At 42.2% G+C, this 21201-nt stretch carries 17 protein-coding genes; 6 read left to right on the top strand and 11 right to left on the bottom strand.

Annotation, left to right across the window (positions count from 1 at the left end; genetic code table 11):
* Positions 1–5: 5 nt before the first annotated feature.
* Together VS868_RS13130 and VS868_RS13125 are read left to right on the top strand one after the other, a co-directional pair.
* A complete protein-coding gene (locus VS868_RS13130) occupies positions 6–959 on the top strand; it encodes a calcium/sodium antiporter (RefSeq protein ID WP_345598165.1) in 954 nt (317 codons plus the stop codon).
* A 16-nt stretch (positions 960–975) separates the two neighbouring features.
* Positions 976–3810 carry a pitrilysin family protein gene (locus VS868_RS13125; RefSeq protein WP_345598163.1) on the top strand — a complete coding sequence of 945 codons (2835 nt, stop codon included), beginning with the start codon at positions 976–978 and terminating at the stop codon, positions 3808–3810.
* A gap of 667 nt (positions 3811–4477) precedes the next feature.
* On the opposite strand, the gene phoU is transcribed toward VS868_RS13125, so the two are convergent.
* From phoU to VS868_RS13095, 6 genes are read right to left on the bottom strand one after another with little or no spacing between them, the layout of a single operon-like run.
* Positions 4478–5161, bottom strand: coding sequence for a phosphate signaling complex protein PhoU (gene phoU, locus VS868_RS13120; protein ID WP_266070340.1), 684 nt, complete (start codon positions 5159–5161; stop codon positions 4478–4480).
* 11 nt (positions 5162–5172) lie between these two features.
* Positions 5173–5967: a phosphate ABC transporter ATP-binding protein PstB gene (gene pstB / locus VS868_RS13115; RefSeq protein WP_266070341.1), complete on the bottom strand. Its 795-nt coding sequence runs from the start codon at positions 5965–5967 to the stop codon at positions 5173–5175.
* 1 nt (position 5968) lies between these two features.
* Positions 5969–6823 carry a phosphate ABC transporter permease PstA gene (pstA, locus tag VS868_RS13110; RefSeq protein ID WP_266070342.1) on the bottom strand — a complete coding sequence of 285 codons (855 nt, stop codon included), beginning with the start codon at positions 6821–6823 and terminating at the stop codon, positions 5969–5971.
* Positions 6816–7694 (bottom strand): phosphate ABC transporter permease subunit PstC, encoded by an 879-nt coding sequence (pstC, locus tag VS868_RS13105; protein WP_266070343.1) that lies wholly within the window; start codon positions 7692–7694, stop codon positions 6816–6818. The genes pstA and pstC overlap by 8 nt, the downstream gene beginning before the upstream one ends.
* 48 nt (positions 7695–7742) lie before the next feature.
* Complete coding sequence (locus VS868_RS13100; protein WP_345598159.1) at positions 7743–8678, bottom strand: PstS family phosphate ABC transporter substrate-binding protein; 936 nt, start codon at positions 8676–8678, stop codon at positions 7743–7745.
* A 9-nt stretch (positions 8679–8687) separates the two neighbouring features.
* Entirely contained in the window at positions 8688–9887 is a 1200-nt protein-coding gene (locus VS868_RS13095; protein ID WP_345598156.1) for a porin, read from the bottom strand.
* A gap of 298 nt (positions 9888–10185) precedes the next feature.
* Here VS868_RS13095 and VS868_RS13090 point away from each other — a divergent pair, with 298 nt between their 5' ends.
* From VS868_RS13090 to VS868_RS13075, 4 genes are all read left to right on the top strand, one after another.
* On the top strand, positions 10186–10866 hold the full coding sequence (locus VS868_RS13090) for a VTT domain-containing protein (RefSeq protein WP_266070348.1): 681 nt from the start codon (positions 10186–10188) through the stop codon (positions 10864–10866).
* Positions 10856–12100: a cysteine desulfurase-like protein gene (locus tag VS868_RS13085; RefSeq protein WP_345598153.1), complete on the top strand. Its 1245-nt coding sequence runs from the start codon at positions 10856–10858 to the stop codon at positions 12098–12100. The genes VS868_RS13090 and VS868_RS13085 overlap by 11 nt, the downstream gene beginning before the upstream one ends.
* Positions 12097–12777, top strand: a complete 681-nt coding sequence (locus VS868_RS13080; protein WP_266070352.1) for a TIGR02117 family protein — start codon at positions 12097–12099, stop codon at positions 12775–12777. The genes VS868_RS13085 and VS868_RS13080 overlap by 4 nt, the downstream gene beginning before the upstream one ends.
* Before the next feature lie 88 nt (positions 12778–12865).
* A complete protein-coding gene (locus VS868_RS13075) occupies positions 12866–13924 on the top strand; it encodes a class I fructose-bisphosphate aldolase (RefSeq protein ID WP_345598151.1) in 1059 nt (352 codons plus the stop codon).
* 232 nt (positions 13925–14156) lie between these two features.
* Here VS868_RS13075 and VS868_RS13070 read toward each other — a convergent pair whose 3' ends face one another.
* From VS868_RS13070 to aceB, 5 genes are all read right to left on the bottom strand, one after another.
* Entirely contained in the window at positions 14157–14576 is a 420-nt protein-coding gene (locus tag VS868_RS13070) for a hypothetical protein (RefSeq protein ID WP_266070355.1), read from the bottom strand.
* Between the two features lie 165 nt (positions 14577–14741).
* A complete protein-coding gene (rimO, locus tag VS868_RS13065; protein WP_345598148.1) occupies positions 14742–16088 on the bottom strand; it encodes a 30S ribosomal protein S12 methylthiotransferase RimO in 1347 nt (448 codons plus the stop codon).
* Between the two features lie 460 nt (positions 16089–16548).
* A complete protein-coding gene (locus VS868_RS13060; RefSeq protein WP_345598146.1) occupies positions 16549–17721 on the bottom strand; it encodes an alanine--glyoxylate aminotransferase family protein in 1173 nt (390 codons plus the stop codon).
* A gap of 90 nt (positions 17722–17811) precedes the next feature.
* On the bottom strand, positions 17812–19437 hold the full coding sequence (locus VS868_RS13055; protein WP_345598144.1) for an isocitrate lyase: 1626 nt from the start codon (positions 19435–19437) through the stop codon (positions 17812–17814).
* A gap of 73 nt (positions 19438–19510) precedes the next feature.
* Positions 19511–21109 (bottom strand): malate synthase A, encoded by a 1599-nt coding sequence (aceB, locus tag VS868_RS13050; protein WP_345598142.1) that lies wholly within the window; start codon positions 21107–21109, stop codon positions 19511–19513.
* Between the last annotated feature and the right edge of the window lie 92 nt (positions 21110–21201).

Raw genomic sequence — 21201 nt, 5'->3', positions numbered from 1 at the left:
TATTCATGCTAATAGATATTCTTCTTTTACTGGTAGGCTTTGTAGCCCTTATCTACGGAGCGAACTTTTTGGTTGATTCCGCTTCAAGCCTTGCAGCTCGATGGGGGGTTCCAAGTATCGTGATTGGGCTTACCATTGTTGCTTTTGGAACCTCGGCCCCAGAGCTCGTGGTGAACGTTTTTGCGGCGACCACAGGGAGTACAGATATGGTGCTGGGCAACGTGCTGGGAAGTAACATTTTTAACGTGCTTGGAATCCTGGGGATCTCTGCCCTAATTTATCCGCTAACGGTAAAGAGCAATACGACCTGGATCGAAATTCCATTGAGTTTACTGGCGGCAATTTGTGTATTTGTTGTAGCCTCAGACGTTGTTCTTGACGGCGCAACCACAAATCTTATCTCCCGAAGTGAAGGAATTGTACTCCTGCTGTTCTTTCTCATCTTTCTCGTTTACAACCTTATGGTTGCAAAAAGTGGTGGCGCCGATGAGGAGATGGAAACCAAAGATTATTCGGTAGGAAAAGCCGTGTTATTCATCGCTCTCGGCCTCGCCGGGCTCATCATTGGGGGGCGCCTTATTGTTACCAGTGCGGTAAGTATTGCTGAAGTTATTGGCCTTTCAGAAAGAGTAATTGGTTTAACCGTCGTTTCTATTGGAACTTCCCTGCCCGAACTTGCAACTTCTATAATTGCAGTGAGAAAAAAGAATGTAGACATTGCCATTGGAAACGTGGTAGGTTCCAACATTTTTAACATCTTCCTCATCCTGGGAATTTCGGGGACTATTGTTCCTCTTGGAATAAACCATGATTCCTTTTTTGATATTATGGTGAACATGGTTACCGGATTGCTGCTCTTTATTTTTGTATTTACAGGAAAAGGCCGCAGCATCGAGCGCTGGGAAGGCGCTGTGTTTGTAATCGGCTATATTGCCTATGTCACCTATCTCGTAATTTAATTCTGAACAAGTTCTAATGAAGTCATCACTTAAGTCTTTTTTATTCGCGTTCCTGCTGGTTGTGCTAACAGGAAATGCACGGGCTCAGCAAACTGCTGAAGCTCCCGGTTTTGAAGTAGAGTTCGAAACCTTTACCCTTGATAACGGGTTGAAAGTTATTTTCCATGTAGACCGGTCAGATCCTGTAGTGGCGGTTGCGCTTACCAGTCACGTAGGTTCGGCACGAGAAAAGCAGGGACGTACCGGATTTGCGCACCTTTTTGAGCACCTTCTTTTCCTGGAATCGGAGAACCTTGGAAAGGGCGGACTCGATAAGCTAAGTGCCCGCATTGGTGGCAGCGGCGCAAACGGTTCTACAAGCCGCGACCGTACCAATTATTTTCAGACAGTGCCAAATGATGCGCTCGAAAAGATGATTTGGGCAGAAGCCGACAAGCTAGGTTATTTTATTAATACGGTTACCGAACCTGTACTTGCCAAAGAAAAGCAGGTAGTGAAAAACGAAAAAAGACAGCGGGTAGATAACCAGCCATACGGTAACACCATGTATGTTATTGACAAAAATCTCTATCCCGAAAACCATCCTTACAACTGGCAGGTAATTGGTTCTTTGGAAGACCTTCAAAATGCCACGCTTGAAGATGTGAAAGAATTCTTCAATCAATGGTACGTGCCCAACAATGTGGTACTCACTATTGCCGGTGACTTTGATACAGCACAGGCAAAACAATGGGTAGAGAAATATTTTGGAGAGATCAAAAGAGGTCCTGAAATTAAGGATCTTGAGAAGAGACCCGCAAATTTGCAGCAGACAAAAAAGCTGTACTATGAAGATAATTTTGCGCAACTACCCGAATTGACCATGGCCTGGCCATCGGTCCCTTCTTACCACAAAGATTCTTATGCTCTTGAAGTTTTGGCCAATTATCTTTCTGAAGGAAAAAATGCTCCTTTTTATAAGGAACTGGTGGCAAACAAGAAGTTGACCCCCAATGTACAGATGTTCAATTACACCTCTGAACTTGCCGGTCAATTCATGCTGCAAGTGAGAGCTTATGACGGCACAGACCTTGACAAAGTACTGTCGGCTGTAGAAGAAACTTTCCGAAAATTTGAAAAAGAAGGGATTTCAGAAAAAGATCTAAAACGCATAAAAGCGGGGCAGGAAACGGCATTTTATAACAGCCTTTCGAGCGTATTGGGAAAAGGTTTTCAGCTGGCACAATATGAAATATTTGCCAATGATCCCGGCATGATCAATAAGGAGATCAACTATATTCTCGCAGTGACTCCGCAAGATGTGATGAGGGTTTATAAGAAATACATTCAGAATAAACCCTTTGTAGCTACCAGTTTTGTTCCGGAAGGACAAAAGGAACTGGCGCTGGAAAATTCTGTTCCGGCCGAAGTTGAAGAGGAGGAAATAGTAATGGGTGCCGAGCAGGAATTCAACCTGGAAGAAGAAGTTACTTACAACAGAACCCCTTCCAATTTCGACCGTACTGTAGAACCTCCTTACGGAAATTCACCACAAGTCAAAGTTCCCGCAATCTGGGAAGAAAAGTTGGATACAGGATTAGAGATCTACGGAATAACAAATTCTGAAGTTCCGCTTGTACAGTTCATGCTCGAGATCAAAGGAGGTATGCTCTTAGAAGATTCTTCCAAAATTGGAGTTTCAAATCTCCTGGCAGACCTCCTCACCAAAGGCACTAAAAACCGTACCCCACAGCAACTGGAGGAAGCCATTGAATTGCTGGGTGCCAGTATTAGGGTGAATGCTACAGATGAGAAAATGATCATTAGCGGAAGTACGCTCACAAAGAATTTTGATGAAACAATAGATCTTGTGAAGGAGATTCTTTTGGAGCCACGTTGGGATGAGGAAGAATTCTCCCTGGTAAAACAACAGGTAATAAGCCGAATTCAGCAAGAAAAAGCAAATCCGAATAACATAGCTTCGAATGAATTCCGAAAACTAGTTTACGGCGAGGATCACATCCTGTCACACAATAATATTGGAACAGAGAATACAGTCGAAAAAATAACTCTTCAGGATTTAAAGACTTATTACAACAATTATCTTTCTCCTCACCTGGCTTCTTTCCTTGTGGTGGGAGATATTGAGAAAGCGCAGGCAGTAAGCGGTGTCAAAAAAATCACCGGGAACTGGGGTGTCAAAAATGTCATTTTTAAAAGCCTTCCTGAAGTGACTGCCCCGGCAGAATCCAAGGTTTACTTTTACGATATTCCGGGTGCAAAACAATCTGTTCTACATATCGGATATCCTGCTTTGGCAGAGACCGATGAAGATTTCTTTCCGGCCACGGTGATGAATTACCGCCTTGGTGGCGGAAGTTTTGCTTCCCAGCTCACCCAGGAACTTAGGGAAGGCAAGGGTTACACCTATGGCATACGCTCCGGGTTCAACGGCAGCACTTTTACCGGTCCTTTTCTTATTTCGAGCGGGGTACGCTCAAATATTACCTTTGAAGCCGTTGACCTTGTGAAGCAAATACTTCGGAATTATCCCGAAAACTTCAATGAACAGGATCTGGAGGTAACCAAAGGCTTTATGATAAAAAGCAACGCCCGAAAGTTTGAAACTATGGGATCAAAACTTCAAATGCTTCAGGAAATAAGCAACTATGATAAACCTATGGACTACGCTCTGCAACAGGAAGAGATCGTGAGAAACATCACTGTTCCGGAAATTAAGGCTCTGGCCCAAAAATATATCAATCCCGATAAGATGTATTACCTCATCGTGGGAGATGCGGCTACCCAGCTCGATCGTCTGGAAGATCTGGGTTTTGGAGAACCGGTACTTTTAAATCCTTCTGAAAAATAGCATTTTGGAACCTCCTGAAATGTCATTTTTGAAACCTCTTGAAAATGTCATTTTTGAAACCTCTTGAAAATGTCATTTTTGAAACCTCTTGAAAATGTCATTTTTGAAACCTCTTGAAAATGTCATTTTTGAAACCTCTTGAAAATGTCATTTTTGAAACCTCTTGAAAATGTCATTTTTGAAACCTCTTGAAAATGTCATTTTTGAAACCTCTTGAAAATGTCATTTTTGAAACCTCTTGAAAATGTCATTTTTGAAACCTCTTGAAAATGTCATTTTTGAAACCTCTTGAAAATGTCATTTTTGAAACCTCTTGAAAAAAATGCCCGGGAAATTTCCCGGGCATTTTTTTGCAATTTCTCCAAATTTTGAACGATTCACAGATGTTAATGATATTGGTCGGGGTTGATTCGGCTTCTACCTATATTTCGTCCCTACGGGACTTTCGGTTATTGTGGTTCTCTGCTCCTACCGATATCATGTCCCTACGGCACACTGAAGAAATTCTTTTTGTTTGGTACGGATTTTAAAAACTTAAAACCACCTTTCTATACCTTTAAAGGGCTATATTATTAATGTATTCGTGGCCTTAGCTCCTATCTAATTATTTAATGGGACAATACTGAATTAGGTATTAAAAGGCTGCTTGAAAATTTGGAATTTGATTCTAAGAATCTTTCTTTTTTCCGCCTTTTTTCTTCCGGTGCTTCAATACTTCAGCTTCCCTGAAAAAGATGATCTCTTCAGCAATATTCGTAATAAGATCTCCTATTCTTTCCACCTTTTTAATCACCGAAAACAACAGCATCACCTGATCGATCACTTCAGGATTTGCCTTAACTTCTTCAGAAATTATAGCGAAAGATCTCATATTGATATCATTAAGGATCTTGTCCTTTTTAAAGACCTTTCGGGCTACTTTGGTATCTACTTCGGTATAGGCCAGGGTGATATCATCGAGCATGGACAATGCAGTGGTAAACATTTCTTCTACCCGCATTCTTTCTAAAAGTCGGGGTTCAATCTGGGTATCGATCTTTACAATATAATGCGAGATCCCGTAGGCGTGATCGCCCACCCGTTCCAGGTCAAAATTGATCTTTCTAAGGGCCAGCACAAAACGAAGATCACTGGCTACGGGGTTGTGCAAGGCGATGAAGCGTTCACAGTCACGGTCAATCTTGAGATCGAGGGCGTTCACCCTATTCTCTGTGTGCATCACTTCTTCGGCAAGATCGCCATCGTGGTTAAAAAATGCTTCCTGGGCATTTTCCAGTTGTTTGATGCAAAGCTCCAGCATTTCAAGTCCGGCTTGATTTAATGCATCTCTATGTTGGTCTAAACTGATCATAATCCTGTGGTTTATCCGAATCTACCGGTGATATAATTCTCGGTCTGTTGTTTCTCGGGATTGGTAAATAGCTTCTTTGATTTATCGTATTCAATGAGTTCGCCCATGTAGAAAAATGCGGTGTAATCACTAATTCTCCCGGCCTGCTGCATGTTGTGGGTCACAATCACTATGGTATACTTCTCTTTAAGCTGATAAATAAGTTCCTCGATCTTGGCCGTTGAAATAGGATCTAAAGCAGATGTTGGCTCATCCATAAGGATAATAGACGGTTCTACAGCCAGGGTACGGGCGATGCACAACCTTTGTTGCTGCCCACCAGACAGCGCCAAAGCCGATTTATTGATATCTTCCTTCACTTCATTCCACAAGCCAACCTGTTTAAGGGATTCTTCTACTTTATCCTTAAGAAATGCCTTGTCTTTAATTCCCTGGATCTTTAATCCGTAGGCAACGTTCTCATAGATGGATTTCGGAAAAGGGTTGGGCTTTTGAAAGACCATCCCCACCTGCTTCCGAAGTTGTTCTACATTTACTTTTTTCTTGTAGATGTTCTCGCCGTCAATAAGGATCTCTCCCTCCATTCTAAAGCCGTCAACATAATCGTTCATGCGGTTAAAAAGCCGCAGGAAAGTAGATTTTCCACAACCTGAAGGTCCAATAAACGCAGTGATCTTATTTGCCCTAATGTTCATGTCTATACCTTTGATGGCCATGAAATCATCATAAAAAACCTTCACATCTTTTGCCTGAAGCTTGTGTTTCCTCTTTAAGGTCTTATCTAATATATCTTTATTTTCTTTCATTCTATTTTAATTTACTTTGCCACCTGTTCCTGAAATACACTGCAATTCCATTTAAAATAAAGGTAATTAACAGAAGGACAATAATGGCTGCGGCTGCATTAACTTCGAAACCATGTTTTGGGCGCGAGATCCAGTTAAAGATCTGAATGGGTAGTACCGAAAATTCATCCATAGGAGATTCGGGCGCGAAAGGGACATAAGCCAGAGCGCCAATTACAATAAGAGGAGCTGTCTCTCCCACCGCCCGCGAGAGCGCCAGAATAACCCCGGTAAGTATGCCTCCAAAAGATGCCGGCAGCAGCTGTTGGGAAACCGTTTGCCACTTGGAAGCTCCAAGAGCGAAAGAAGCATCCCGAATGGATTTTGGCACTGCCTTTAAGCTCTCTCTTGTGGCAACAATCACAATAGGCAGAATTAAAAGGGCAAGGGTAAAACTTCCCGCCAAAACACTGGCTCCCATTTCCATGATTCGCACAAAGACTTCCAGACCAAGTAACCCGTAAATGATAGAAGGCACCCCCGCAAGGTTAGAAATATTAATTTCCAGCAAAGAAGAAAGCCTGCTTTCTTTGGCATATTCTTCCAGATAAATAGCAGCTGCAATTCCTAATGGCAGGGCGATTATTGTAGTAAAGACCAGGATCCAGACGCTGCCCATAAGCGCAGTATATATTCCGGCTCTCTCTGCTTTTCTCGACGGAAGGCTGGTGATAAAATCCCAATCAATCCTTTGCAGACCATCTATAAGAATGGAACCTATAAAAATGGTGAGCAAAATGAGCCCCAGAAAGGTACAGGCAATCCCCCAGAATTTGAAAGCCTGATCTTTTAACCGATTTGTTCTAATGTTATTCATATTTCTCCCTGAATTTTTTCCTTATCCTGTAGCTTATCGTATTCAGAAGGAAGGTGAAGATAAAAAGAGTGATCCCGGCTGCAAATATGGTACGGTACTCCAAAGAACCATGCTGTACATCACCCAGGCTCACCTGTACGATGTAGGCGGTAATAGTTTCTACGGGCACTGTAGGATCCATAGTTAATCGTGGTTGCTGCCCTGCTGCAATGGCAACAATCATGGTTTCTCCAATCGCACGGGATATCGCCAGGATGATAGAGACTATAATCCCCGAGGAAGCTGCAGGTACCAGGACACGAAAAGCATTTTGCAGCTTTGTTGATCCCATTCCATAAGCTGCTTCCCGCAGAGAATTGGGTACGGCGTGCAATGCATCCTCACTTAAAGAAGAAATGAAAGGAATGATCATAATTCCCATTACCAGGCCGGCAGACAAAGAGTTGAAACCTGAAAGCCCCGGGATAAACGATTGTAAAAATGGCGTCACCACGGTAAGAGCAAAAAATCCGTAGACCACCGTTGGTACGGCAGCAAGCAGTTCTAATGCAGGTTTGATCGTTTTTCTGAAACTTCGGGGTGCGTATTCGCTAATGTAAATACTGATAGACAACCCAACGGGAACAGCAAAAATGATGGCAATAAAAGAAGTCAACAGTGTACCGGACAATAACGGGAGGATCCCAAAATGTTTTTCGGTGTACAGTGGTGTCCATTGCGTATCTGTCAGAAAATCTACAATGGAGACTTCTTCAAAGAACCTTACGGCTTCAATAGAAAGCACCAGTATTATTCCTACAGTAACTGCAATTGTCACCAGGGCACTGCCCAGGAGGCCCTTTTCTATTACCGTTTCTTTTAATTTTCGCATGGAAAAAGTAAAGTAATCCGGAGCATTCAGGTGCCCCGGAAATTTTTATTATTCAGCTGAATTTTCTTTTACGAATGCTGCAAATTTCTCCCTCTCGGCCTGGTATTCTTCCGAAGTAAGGGGAATGTATCCAACATCCTGTAGTAACTGTGGCGCTTCATCAAGATAGAATTCCACAAAATCGATCACCGCAGGATTCTCCAGAGAAGCACTGTTCACATAAATATAGAGAGGACGGGAAAGCGGGGCATAGGTGCCGTTGCTAACAGTTTCTTTTGAAGGCTCTACACAGCCTTCACCGCCATTTACCGGCACCATTTTAAGCTTATCTGAATTTTCCTGGTAATATGCGAGTCCGAAGAAACCCAGACCGAATTTATCACCTGAAACTCCCTGTACAAGCACATTATCGTCTTCACTGGCAGTATAATCTCCCCTGCTACTTCCGCTTTTACCTACGATAGCTTCAGTAAAATAATCGAATGTACCTGAAGCTACTCCGGGTCCAAAAAGGTGAATTTCTTCATCTGGCCATGAAGGATCAATTTGATTCCATCGCTTGATAGTTCCCTGGGCTGCCGGCTCCCATATTTTCTTCAACTGTTCCACCGTAAAGCAGGTTACCCAGTCATTTTCGGGATGTACAACCACAGCGAGACCATCATAAGCCACTTCAAGCTCTACAAAAGAAATGCCGTTAGATTCGGCAATTGCCTTTTCATCTTCTTTGATAGGCCTGGAAGCATTGGTGATTGCAACTTCGCCCCTGCCAAATTTTTGGAAACCACCACCGGTACCCGAAACTCCTATGGTTACATCAACATCTGGAGCTTCTGCCCTGTATTCTTCAGCAATAGCTTCAGTTACAGGATAAACTGTACTGGAACCATCAATAGAAATGGCATTTTTGGTATCATCTTTTTTGTTGTTTCCGCAGGAAGCCAGGGAAACAGTTATTGCAGTTAATAAAAGAAATCTTTTCATAATTTGTTTTTATAAATGAAGTTCGAATTGTAGTCTATAAGTAAGATTGTCGTCAAGACCAAGATTAAGGTCGGTGTAATTAATATCTGTCTGCACCTTTAGTTTATGTTTTACGATGTACTTTGAAAGCCCCAGCGTATACTGGTCTTCTACCAGCTGGGTCACCTGGTCATCAAGATCAATGGTGGTATATCTACCCAGTAATTGAATGTTGTTCTTAAACAGGTAACCTGCCTGTACATTAAACCCACTTCCAATGTTTACAGCATCTCCGGTTAAAGTGCCATCAGCATTTCTGGCGAAAGCTTCGTCTGCGGCACGATGTGCATATTCAGCCATGGCCGAAATTCCGCGGTATTTGAAAATAGCATCCACAAAAAAGGTGGTAATATCTGTCTCAAAAAATCCGTCATCGGTAAGCATATAGGTACCCGAGTTAGATCTCGTTCTCACCGCATTATTGTTATAATCATAGGATATTCCCAGCGCAAGTTTGGGTGTTGTTTCCCTGGCAAAATCGGCCCCGGTATAGTCGGCAAAGTCTCCAAAAGGCAATAATTCGAGCCTTCCGGTATATTGCAATCCTCCAATATTTCCTGCTGTAACATTTCTTCCTTCTCCCTGGGCTATAGAAATGGCTTCTCTAATGATGAAATTCCCTCCGGGATAAATTTCATGGTGCAACTGTATTCCCATATCCCGGTCTATATTGAACCTGCTGTTCACCAGAGAACGATCTACAGTTTCAAGGCTTCCGGAAGAAATAATTCGCTCCCTGTTGCCGGGAAGTTTGGTTTGCCCTGCCCAAAGTTCAAAGTTTTCGTAGAAATTCCATTTAACCACTGCATCCAGTATGTACCTGGGGGTATCTCCATTATAGACTGATGCTCCGGAAATATCACGATTGGATAATCCCAGCTCCAGTTTGTAAGTAAGTTTTGGGGTGTAAGCAAACCCCTGAAATTTTAAGCGGGCTCTTCTAACCAGGAAATTAGCTTCTACATCTCCAAAGCCATCATCTTCAGAAATATTCCAGGCAGAAGTAAACAGGGATTGCATTCTTAAAGAGAAATTTGCACTGTAAGAGCTGTCTTTTGCCACTACATTAACAAGACCCTTTCCAAAAGTATTCTCTGTAAGATCCTGTCCCTGCACATGCAATGAAATTAAAAAGGCTAAAACCGAAAATAGGCCGGTAGTAATTTTCATTATTTCTTAGTTTTTGTCGGCAACAAAGAACAGGATTGAATGTTAAGAGAACGTTATCAGCAGATTACTAATAAGTAAAAAGGTTGCCCCCTAAAGAGCAACCTTACCTCATACATCTAAATCGACAAAAACTAAGATTATATGATTGTGGTTCAAAAATGCGACGTTTTTACCTATTGCGTGTTAAATAAAGATGAAGTAAAGTTTAATTTTTCCCTTGTAAGACGTTAGAATAATATTAATTACCGCGGAGGCTGTTCAAAAAGTAATTAATTTGTAGGTCCATTTAAAACCTGATTTGAGTAAAAACTTTATAAAAAAATACCTGTCCTTTATTCTTAGCGGAAGTATCCTCCTTTTCCTGGTCATTCTGTATTTTACACATCCCCCTTTCCAGGACACAGTAAAAGAAGCCTGGGATGTATTATTGAGTGAAGACAGGGAAAGGATAAAAGATTACGTAAAGCAGTTTGGCGTTTGGGGGCCATTGGCCATTATCGTGTTCATTGTACTTCAAATGTTCCTGATCATTTTTCCTTCCTGGCTCCCAATTATTGTGGGGGTACTGGCATACGGTTTCTGGTGGGGAGTTTTGATCAATCTTATAGGCGTGGGGATAGCTTCTAGCCTGGGATATTATATAGGAAAGCGATTTGAACTTATTAGTGAAAAAAAACAGAAAAAATGGAAATACTGGATCACGCATTACAGCTCAGGAACTGTAGTACTCTTTCGCATCTCCCCGTTTTTCTCAAATGATGCCATAGCTTTTATTGCGGGTATCTTTAAAATGGATTACAAAAAATTCATGATAGCCACTTACGCCGGAATGATCCCTCTTTCCCTGGCTGTAGGATATTTTTCGACCGATATTGATAAACTTGAGAACGGGCTTTATTGGGTTGGTGGCGTAGGCGCCATTCTTTACGCCATTTACATTTATATAGACCATAAAAGAAGAAGAAAACATGCCAAATAAAAAGTTTCGTATAGATGAGGTACGGTCGCAGTTCCGGGCTTTGAATTTCAGGAATAAAGAACAGGTATTCCCCATTTATTTTGACGGCCCCGGCGGCACGCAAATGGTACAGGCCTGCATTGACCGTATGCTGGAATATATTGAAACCGGAATGGCTAACCTGCACGGCACTTTTGCTACCAGTATAAAGACAGATGCCCTTTTAGAGGAAGCTAAACAAGCTGTGGGTGATCTACTGAATTGTTCTGCTGAAGAAGTCGCTTTTGGTCAGAACATGACCAGCCTGGCTTTCCAGGTTTCCCACAGCCTTAGGCCTCTGCTGAAGCAAGGAGATGAAATTGTTGTCACTCAACTTGATCACAGGGCCAATGTAGATCCCTGGATCCACCTGGCAAAAGAAACCGGCGCAACCGTAAAATTCATTCCTGTTGATAAACAAAGTCTCACCCACGATCTTTCAAACCTGGATACAATTATCAATGAAAAAACCAGGATTGTAGCCATAGGGCTTTCTTCCAACCTTACCGGCACCATTAGTGATGCGAAGAAAATTTTTAAGGTGGCAAAAAAGGTAAATGCCATCACCATTGCCGATGCTGTACACGCAGTACCGCATTTTCTGGTTGACAAGCAGGATCTCGAGAGCGATATTCTTTTCTGTTCGGTATATAAGTTCTTCGGTCCACACCTGGGAATAGCGGCTATCAAAAAAGCCATTTTTGAGACCCTGGAAATTCCAAAGTTACAACCGGCTCCCAATCAAATTCCGTATAAGCTGGAAACCGGAACTCAAAACCATGAAGCCATTGCCGGCCTCTGCGGTGCCATTGGTTTTCTCGAAAGTTTAGGAACCGGCGATACCCGGAGACAGCGATTAAAAGCAGGAATGGAAGCAATAGAATCTCATGAACAGGAATTGATGGATTCCCTGGAGGAATTCCTGAAATCTATTCCTGAAGTAACGCTTTACCGCGCTTCTTCGGAAGTTATAAAAACACCGACTTTCGCTTTCAGGATCGACGGAATTCACTCCCGCGAAGCCACGCAATTCTTTGCTGAAAAATTCAACCTCTTTATAGGCGACGGGCATTTCTATGCTTCTACCATGGCCGAAGTTTTTCCGGTAATGGAAACAGGAGGATGGATACGTATAGGATTTGCGCCCTACAATACCCTCGATGAAATAGAAATTTTCAAAACAGCATTAAAGGAACTGCTGCAAAGAAAAATATGAAGATCCTGGAGAGGATCATAAAGTTTTTTGCCAAAGGGCTGCTCGCCTTTTTATTGCTCATGCTGCTTTACTTTGTATCGGCCGTTATAGGTTCGGTGATCCCGGTCAATAAAGATCAGCCGCAGGGAGGAGATATCACCATCTACCTTCGCACCAACGGAGCACATACCGATTTTATTTTTCCGGTTCAAAATCAAATAATGGATTGGGAAACCTTGGTTTCTCCCCAACATATCCCCTCAAAAAGGGCAAATTTTGAATACATTTCTTTTGGCTGGGGCGATCTCGAATTCTACCAGACCACCCCGCAATGGAGCGACCTCAGCTTTCCAACAGCCATGAAAGCGGTCTTCCTGCCCACTCCTTCGGCTATGCATGTCACTTTTGAGCCAATGCCAAGATTCACTCAGCCTGTTATTTCCGTAGATATTTCTGAAGAACAATATCGCGACCTGGTAAGTTATGTGGCTAAGAGCTTTGAAATTAACGCTGCAGGTGGGGTGATTCCCGTAAGAGATCTTCATTACAATCAAAATGATGCTTTCTTTCATGCAAAAAGATCTCTAAATTCTTTCTACACCTGCAATACCTGGATCAATAACGGTCTCAAAAATGCCGATTTAAGGGCCTGCCTCTGGACGCCTTTTGACGACGGAATTTTTTACCAGTATCGCTGAATTTATACATATTTTAAGAAGCGCCAGCAAAGCCTTCTTCCTTAAAAATCTTAACTTCAGACTCATAGCCAATAAAAACCTTCTAATTATGAGTTATATCGATAAGATCACAGAAATTTTGGGAGATGATGCTTCAAATTTACTGGAGCATACCAGTAAAAAGATCCCAAAAGAGAGATTGACAGTTCCAGGACCTAATAGTGTCGAAAATTTTGCTGAAAGTGACCGTAGTCCGCAGGTGTTGAAAAGTCTGGCGCAGTTGTACAATCACGGTGCCCTTGGTGGTACAGGATACCTCAACATTCTTCCTGTAGACCAGGGAATTGAACACAGTGCTGCAGCCTCTTTTTACAAGAACAAGGATTATTTTGATCCCGAAAACATCGTCAAACTTGCTATTGAGGCGGGTTGTAACGGGGTTGCCTCCACTTTTGGCGGCCTGGCTTTACACGCACGTAAATACGCCCATAAAATTCCCTTTGTGGTAAAGATCAACCACAACGAACTACTCACCTATCCCAATAAATACGATCAAATTCCCTTCGGAAACGTGAAAGGGGCTTGGGACATGGGCGCGACGGCGATTGGCGCTACTATTTACTTCGGAAGTGAGGAAAGCACAAGGCAAATTCAGGAAGTAGCTGCAGCTTTTGAAGAAGCCCATCAACTGGGAATGGCCACAATTTTATGGTGCTACACCCGAAATTCAGCCTTCAAAAAGGACGGAAAGGATTACCATTCTGCCGCCGATCTTACAGGGCAGGCAAACCATATTGGCGTTACTATCAAGGCTGATGTTATCAAACAAAAATTACCTACCACCAATTTCGGATTTCAGGACATCAACTTTGCCAAGCATTCCGAAGAAATGTATGAAAGTCTTTCTACAGATCATCCCATTGACCTGTGCCGCCTGCAGGTGGCGAACTGCTACATGGGCAAAATCGGACTAATTAACTCTGGCGGTGGCTCAGAGGGCGACTCAGATTTTAAGTCAGCAGTAAAAACAGCTGTGATCAACAAACGCGCCGGCGGCAGCGGATTAATTATGGGCCGAAAGGCATTTCAGCGGCCGTTGAAAGATGGCGTTGAGATCCTGCAAAGTGTGCAGGAGGTGTATTTGACAGATGAGATCACTATTGCATAGTATTGAGAAGTGAGTATTGAGTACTGAGATGTTTTAAGACCTGCAAGGTTTTGAAAACCTTGCAGGTCTTACGGGAACTTTTAAATACTATTAAACACCACAAACCTAACAGGTCTTTGAGACCTGTTAGGTTTTATCCGTTGATGTTGAAATAGTTAAGCGTGACGCCTGAAAAATCCCAGTCAACCTGAATTTATTTCAGGATCTCTTTGAACGGTATCCTCATAAAAAATTACGCTGAAATCTTTTGATTAGGAAACCGGGATTTTAGCAGATCAAGATCACTCTCACTATAGCCTGTAAGTTCCATTGTTTCTCCGGGAGTCTCTGAATTGGTATGGAGAATAAAATAGCTATTAGTAATTGTGATTCTGCTAATCTGGGTTCTGGAATAGGTTACCGGTTTAAGTTGCAATTTGCTCAGGATCACCTGCTCCTCATTCCAGGCAATAAATTCCTGATTGCGATCTCTCTGATAAAAATGAATTGCCAGGTATGCTAATCCTATTAGCAGGTTAAAAACAGATAAAATATTAAAACCCTTAGTCCCCTCGACCAAATAATAAGCAATTCCAATACTGAGCCACAGTAAACCCAGGATCAGGTTATAATGTTGCCTGAAGAAATGTCGCTTTCTTATAATTTTGATCATAGGCAAGAGCTAAACTTCTATACAATAATAACTCTTTTTCGTTTAGAACCTCCCGTATAAAAAAAACCTCACAGGTTTTGAAACCTGTGAGGTTTAGACTTTTCAAGAAAACATCCGTGCATCCGTGGTCTTTTCCTGACTGCCTACTTAAAAACTGCGAACTGTTTACTGATTAAAAAGCACCTTCCGCTTAGGCTTCTCGATATTCACATTCACCGGTTCTCCAAAAAGGTCAAAATCGGCGGCATCTGTGATCTTTACTTCGTAGAACTCTCCTGTCTTCAGGTATATTTTGGTAGCATCGATCAGCACTTCATTATCAACATCGGGGGAATCATGTTCGGTTCTTCCCACGTAGTTTTCGCCTTCTTTGCGGTCGATAACAACGTTGAAGGTCTGCCCTATTTTCTGCTGATTCAGTTCCCAGGAGATCTGCGACTGAATTTCCATGATCTCGTTAGCTCTCTCCTGCTTTACTTCCTGCGGCACATCATCTTCAAGATTGTAAGCGTGCGTATTTTCTTCGTGCGAATAGGTGAAACAGCCCAGGCGCTCAAAACGCATGTCTTTCACCCACTGCTTCAGTTCTTCAAAATGAGCTTCAGTTTCTCCGGGATATCCAACAATAAGAGTCGTTCTAATTGCCATTTCTGGCACCTTAGCACGGAATTCCTTCAGTAAATTCGTTGTTTTTTCATGGGTGGTTCCGCGGCGCATAGACTTCAGCAAATCATCAGAAACATGCTGCAACGGAATATCCAGATAATTACAAACCTTAGGCTCCCGCTTCATCACCTCCAGTACATCCATAGGAAAACCTGTTGGGAAAGCGTAGTGCAACCTGATCCAATCAATTCCCTCCACCTTCACCAGGTTTTCAAGAAGTTCGGCCAGGTTTCGTTTTTTATAAAGATCAAGTCCGTAATATGTAAGATCCTGCGCAATAAGAATAAGCTCTTTCACACCCTGAGCGGCGAGTTTTTTAGCTTCTGCCACCAAATTTTCAATGGGAGTGGATTTATGTTTCCCGCGCATAAGCGGAATCGCACAAAAAGAACAGGGACGATCACAACCTTCGGCGATCTTGAGGTAAGCGTAATTCTTTGGAGTCGTGGTTAAACGTTCCCCAATAAGTTCGTGCTTGTAATCGGCTTCAAGAGCAGCAAGCAGTTCAGGAAGTTCGGTGGTTCCGAAATACTGGTCAACATCAGGAATCTCTTTTACAAGATCGGGTTTGTAGCGCTCGCTAAGGCATCCGGTAACAAAAACCTTATCAACTTCTCCCTGCTCCTTCAGCTCTACATACTCTAAAATGGTGTTTACAGACTGCTCTTTTGCATTGTCAATAAAGCCACAGGTGTTGATCACCACGATATTCCCCTCCTGCTCATGCACCACATCTTTGTTGTTCGCCTTCAGCTGGCCCATAAGCACCTCGCTGTCGTAGACGTTCTTACTGCAGCCAAGGGTGACCACGTTGATCCTGTTCTTTTTTAATGACTTTGTTCTCATACTTCAATTTTTCATCGTCAAACCTCCCAGGTTTCCAAAACCTGGGAGGTTTTGAAAAAAGAGGTTCTTCAAAGCGGCTGCAAAGATACGATCAAAAATGAGAAATATATCATGTTACAACTTAAGCTTTTGAAATTCGAATCATCTGCATTTTTCTGAATTACTGAAGATTAAGATCTTATGGACTACAACTCTTTTTTATCTTAACTACTTCCCGAAGATTTCCTCAGAAACAGAACAGAGCCGATGCGGATTTGTAATCCGTGACGAGTAAACTTCTAAAGACTCAATTTCAGTAAAATTGCTTCGGAAGATATTCCCGCTGAATGCGCAGACTTCCGCAGAAACAAAACAGAGCCGGCGCAGATTTATAATCCGTGCCCGTTATTAACCAAAAACACCTTCCAAAAATGTCATTTTTGGAAGGTGTTTTTCATTAGAAAATTAATTTAAGGAACTATCAGTCAGATTTTAAAAGCTCCTTTTGAAATGCCTGTAAACTTTTTCCAGGCTCAATTTGATGTCCTGATTCCATTAATGCGCGTTCTAACGCACCTAAGACAGCAAGCAAATCATTTGCTGAAACTGATCCCATATGACCAATCCTGAAATATTTGGTTTTTATCTCTGGCAAAAGTCCACCCGCCAGTACCACCTCGCTTTGAGCAATTTTTGAAAGCAAAGCCGCGCCTTCAATTCCCGATGGATAGTAAGCTGCCGTAAGGGTATTAGCGGCTACTTCATCGCTTTTGGGCAATATTTCGAGATTTAAGGAAGAAATACCTGCCCGGAAGGCTTTTGCCAGGTTGAAATGCCGGTTTACCCTTTTTTCGATGCCTTCTGCAGCTATTATTTTCAAGCTGGTTTCTAAGGCAACAATTAAATTCACTGCCGGCGTTCCAAAGTATGAAGGCCTTCTTTCTTCGTAAGCTTTCATTATGGGCAACCAGTTATTCCAGTCGGCATAATAATTGGCTACCGGCGATTTCCTGTTTTTCCAGACATCCATAGCTTTCGGGGAGGCTACCAGAAGCGCCAGCCCCGGCGGTACACCAATGGCCTTTTGAGATCCTGTCAAAACCACATCAAGCCCCCATTCCTCCTGATTGATCTTTTCTCCTGCAACCGAGCAAACGCCATCTAAGATACTTAGCGTATTGTACTTTTGGGCTAGTTTTGCAATGGGTTCAGGATCTACAAGTACTCCGGTAGAAGTATCTACATGAGTAATGGTCAAAGCTTTATACTGTTGGTTTTTAAGCTCTTTTTCTATTGCTTCCAGGCTTACCACTTCGCCTAATGGCATTTCCAGAATGGTGGTCTTTGCGCCATAACGATCCATAATATCCCTGAAGCGTTGGCCAAAGTATCCTGTAGAAATTACCAGCACACGATCTCCCTGTTCAATTAGATTGGCAGCGGCCATATCCATAGCCAGGGTGCCCGTCCCGGCAACGATAAAAGGTTGCCCGGTGGGAGATTTCCATACCTCCCGCATTAGCTCCAGGCTATTCCCGAAAGTCTCAATAAAGTCTGGCGCTACATGACTGTTAGTAGGCATTCCCATGGCCTGTAACACTTCAGGTTCAAATTCTATAGGGCCGGGAATCATAAGTAATTTTCTGCCTTTCATTCTTCTTTTTTCTGAGGTTAATCTTCTGTATAAGCTGTTCTAAAATAATAAATGCGATCTCCTTAAATATCGCATTTATTATTTTAAGTATTATTTGTCCAAAACGGGTTCGCGCTCTGTAACAGATTCCTGTTCTTTAAACTGGTTACTGGTGTTCTTTTCACCCCCTGCTTTCAGGGCTTTTTCTCCTGAAAAGAAGGTTTTATGATCATCTCCCAGATCTGATCCTGCCATGCGTTGATGTTTTACACAGGAAACCCCTTTACGAATTTCCTGTCTTTGAACTCCGCTCACATAGGCTAGCATACCTTCTTCAGAAAAATACCCTGCGGTAAGATCATGCATGTGAAGCGCAGTAGTATGATAGGTTGGCAGGGTAATCAAATGATGGAAAATTCCCGCTTCTCTTGCACCATCAACCTGGAACTTCTTAATCTTCCTGTCTGCCCTAAAACATAGTTCGGTACCATCATATGCTGCATCCATAAGATTATTTCTATCATACCCGGTCATATTTTCACCTTCTGCAAGCATTTCATCATAAGCCTGATGGCGGAAGTTCAGGGTCCAGTTAAAAGATGGCGAGTTATTATAAACCAACTTGGCATTTGGCACCACTTCTCTTATTCTGTTCACCATGTGAGCGATCTGTTTCACATTAGGGGTGGGCGTTTCTATCCATAAAAGATCTGCGCCATTTTGAAGACTCGTAATACAATCTAAAACAACCCTGTCTATGTTTGAACCTTCTTTAAATTTGTACAATCCATTGGCCAGTCTTACGGGGCGCATTAGTTTACCATCTCTTTTAAGGAGCACATCATCTTCTTTGGCTTCATTGATATCGATAGTTTCGGCTTCTATAAAAGCCAGATACTTAGAAGCCAAATCTCCCGGCTCCTGACTCACCGGAAGTTTTTGAGTGAGGCCGGCACCTTCAGAATCTGTTCTGGCTACAATAATTCCGTCTTCTACCCCCAGTTCAATAAAAGCGTACCTGATGGCATTTAGTTTAGCAATAAAATCTTCGTGAGGTACAGTGACCTTCCCATCCTGATGCCCGCATTGTTTGGCATCAGAAACCTGATTTTCAATTTGAATAGCGCAAGCTCCTGCCTGGATCATTTTTTTTGCCAGTAAATAGGTCGCTTCCTCGTTTCCAAATCCGGCGTCGATATCAGCAATAATAGGCACTACATGAGTTTCAAAATTGTCAATTTTATCCTGCACATCTTCTCCTTTCTCAAGTCTTTTAAAAAGGTCGTTTAGCTCAACCGCATCGGCCTGTCGCAAGAAATCATATATTTCATTTATCAATGAAGGGACAGCCGTTTTCTCGTGCATGGATTGATCTGGTAGTGGCCCAAATTCTGAACGCAGGGCAGCAACCATCCAGCCAGAAAGATACAGGTATTTTTTACTGGTGCTTTTGTGGTGCTTTTTAACAGCTATCATGTTTTGCTGCGCCACAAATCCATGCCAGCTACCTAGAGACTGTGTGTATTGAGAAGGATCTGCGTCATACTCCTCCATATCTTTTCTCATAATTGCTGCGGTATACCTGGCGATGTCCAAACCGGTTCTAAACCTGTTTTGAGTAATCATCCTGGCTGCACTTTCGGGATTGATGGAATTCCATGTTTCCCCATACTTTTCCTTAAGTTTTTTCACAGCTTCTAATGCAGAACGGTAGTTTGTTTGTGGTTGAATTTTCATAATTTTGTTAGATGTTATTTATTATTAATAATTAGATCCTGCTGATTGTTGCCGCAATCGCAGGATTGCTTTTTTAGATGTATTTGTAAGCGGGAAGCGTTAAGAACTCTTCAAATTTTTCTGATAATACCAGCTTATCAAAAAGCTCAATAGCAAGTTTGTAGCGGTTGTTTTCATTAAAATACTCTCCCGAACCAGATAATATCTTTTCGGCTTCATCATTTAACAGATCGATGTATAACTCCGTATTGAATTTACGTCCGTCTTCCAGCACTACTTCATGCTTTAGCCATTGCCATAATTGCGTTCTTGAAATTTCGGCAGTAGCGGCATCTTCCATTAAGTTGTAAAGGGCCACGGCACCATAACCTCTCAGCCAGGCTTCAGTATAAAGAATTCCGACGTTGATATTCTTTCTTATTCCGGCTTCTGTAACAGTACCCTTTGGTATTTCTACCAGGTCTTCTTCAGAAATATTCACGTCGTCACGAGTCACGTGCAATTGATTTGGATTTGGCATATGTTTGTCAAACTCTGCCATAGCTACTTCTACCAGGGCAGGGTGTGCAACCCAGGTACCATCGTGTCCATTTTTAACTTCACGCTCTTTGTCTTTCCTAACTTTTTCCAGTGCTGCTGCGTTGGCCTCTTCATCATTTTTAATAGGGATTTGAGCAGCCATACCGCCAATGGCATGGATACCGCGTTTATGGCAACGCTGAATTACGAGTTTGGAATACGCCTCCATAAAAGGAGTGGTCATAGTAACCTGATCCCGGTTTGGCACCACAAAGTCCGGATGGTTCCTGAATTTCTTGATGTATGAAAAAATGTAATCCCAGCGACCACAGTTAAGACCCACAATGTGATCTTTAAGTTCATATATGATCTCGTCTAACTGGAAACTTGCAGTAATGGTTTCAATAAGAACAGTCGCCTTAAAAGTACCTTTTGGAACTTCCAGATAATCCTGTGAAAAATTAAATACGTCATTCCACCAGCGCGCTTCTTTATAGTTTTCTAATTTTGGAAGATAAAAGTAAGGTGCAGTATTATGCTCCAGCATTGTTCTTGTATTATGGAAAACATACAAACCGAAGTCTACCAGGCTACCCGAAGTTTCCTCTCCATTGATTAGCACGTGCTTCTCGTTTAAATGCAGGCCTCTGGGCCTAACCAATAAAACAGCTGTTTCCGGGTTAAGGCTGTAAGATTTGTTTCTTTCTGAATCTACCAGTGAGATGGTCTTGTTATTGGCATCAATCAGGTTTTGCTGACCTTCAATTACATTTTGCCAGGTGGGCGAAGTACTGTCTTCAAGGTCGGCCATAAATGTTTTGGCACCTGAATTTAAAGCATTGATCACCATTTTTCTATCTACAGGCCCTGTAATTTCTACCCGCCTGTCCTGTAGGTCTTCCGGAATATTGCCTGCCTTCCATTCTCCTTCCCGAATAGATCTGGTCTCCAGCGGAAATTCAGGTAACTTACCTTCATCAAAAACCTTTTGCTGGTTTACCCGGTTTTTTAAAAGAGAAAGTCTTTCCCCATTAAATTTTTCATGAAGCGCTGCTATAAAATTTAGAGCGTCATTTGTCAGGATTTCCGGATAGTAGTTTTTTACATCATTTGAGAATTCCAAATTTGATGTTTTTAAGGTTTTGGTTTTCATAGTTTTAGCGTTTTACATGACAATATTACTGGAAAGTTTTTTAAAAAACAAGCGAACGTTCGCTAAAACAAGATATTCGCAATTTATTAAGA

Origin of the sequence: Salinimicrobium sp. 3283s, from assembly GCF_039602225.1 — a bacterium.
In the GTDB taxonomy this organism is placed as follows: domain Bacteria; phylum Bacteroidota; class Bacteroidia; order Flavobacteriales; family Flavobacteriaceae; genus Salinimicrobium; species Salinimicrobium profundisediminis.
Note: the sequence above shows the minus strand (reverse complement) of the source record. Positions and strands in the feature narration are given on the sequence as shown.

Bases quoted from the DNA above. Each gene is read 5' to 3' on its own strand.
- VS868_RS13130 (WP_345598165.1), top strand. From the start codon at position 6: ATGCTAATAGATATTCTTCTTTTACTGGTAGGCTTTGTAGCCCTTATC.
- VS868_RS13125 (WP_345598163.1), top strand. From the start codon at position 976: ATGAAGTCATCACTTAAGTCTTTTTTATTCGCGTTCCTGCTGGTTGTG.
- phoU (WP_266070340.1), bottom strand. From the start codon at position 5,161: ATGATCAGTTTAGACCAACATAGAGATGCATTAAATCAAGCCGGACTT.
- pstB (WP_266070341.1), bottom strand. From the start codon at position 5,967: ATGAAAGAAAATAAAGATATATTAGATAAGACCTTAAAGAGGAAACAC.
- pstA (WP_266070342.1), bottom strand. From the start codon at position 6,823: ATGAATAACATTAGAACAAATCGGTTAAAAGATCAGGCTTTCAAATTC.
- pstC (WP_266070343.1), bottom strand. From the start codon at position 7,694: ATGCGAAAATTAAAAGAAACGGTAATAGAAAAGGGCCTCCTGGGCAGT.
- VS868_RS13100 (WP_345598159.1), bottom strand. From the start codon at position 8,678: ATGAAAAGATTTCTTTTATTAACTGCAATAACTGTTTCCCTGGCTTCC.
- VS868_RS13095 (WP_345598156.1), bottom strand. From the start codon at position 9,887: ATGAAAATTACTACCGGCCTATTTTCGGTTTTAGCCTTTTTAATTTCA.
- VS868_RS13085 (WP_345598153.1), top strand. From the start codon at position 10,856: ATGCCAAATAAAAAGTTTCGTATAGATGAGGTACGGTCGCAGTTCCGG.
- VS868_RS13080 (WP_266070352.1), top strand. From the start codon at position 12,097: ATGAAGATCCTGGAGAGGATCATAAAGTTTTTTGCCAAAGGGCTGCTC.
- VS868_RS13075 (WP_345598151.1), top strand. From the start codon at position 12,866: ATGAGTTATATCGATAAGATCACAGAAATTTTGGGAGATGATGCTTCA.
- VS868_RS13070 (WP_266070355.1), bottom strand. From the start codon at position 14,576: ATGATCAAAATTATAAGAAAGCGACATTTCTTCAGGCAACATTATAAC.
- rimO (WP_345598148.1), bottom strand. From the start codon at position 16,088: ATGAGAACAAAGTCATTAAAAAAGAACAGGATCAACGTGGTCACCCTT.
- VS868_RS13060 (WP_345598146.1), bottom strand. From the start codon at position 17,721: ATGAAAGGCAGAAAATTACTTATGATTCCCGGCCCTATAGAATTTGAA.
- VS868_RS13055 (WP_345598144.1), bottom strand. From the start codon at position 19,437: ATGAAAATTCAACCACAAACAAACTACCGTTCTGCATTAGAAGCTGTG.
- aceB (WP_345598142.1), bottom strand. From the start codon at position 21,109: ATGAAAACCAAAACCTTAAAAACATCAAATTTGGAATTCTCAAATGAT.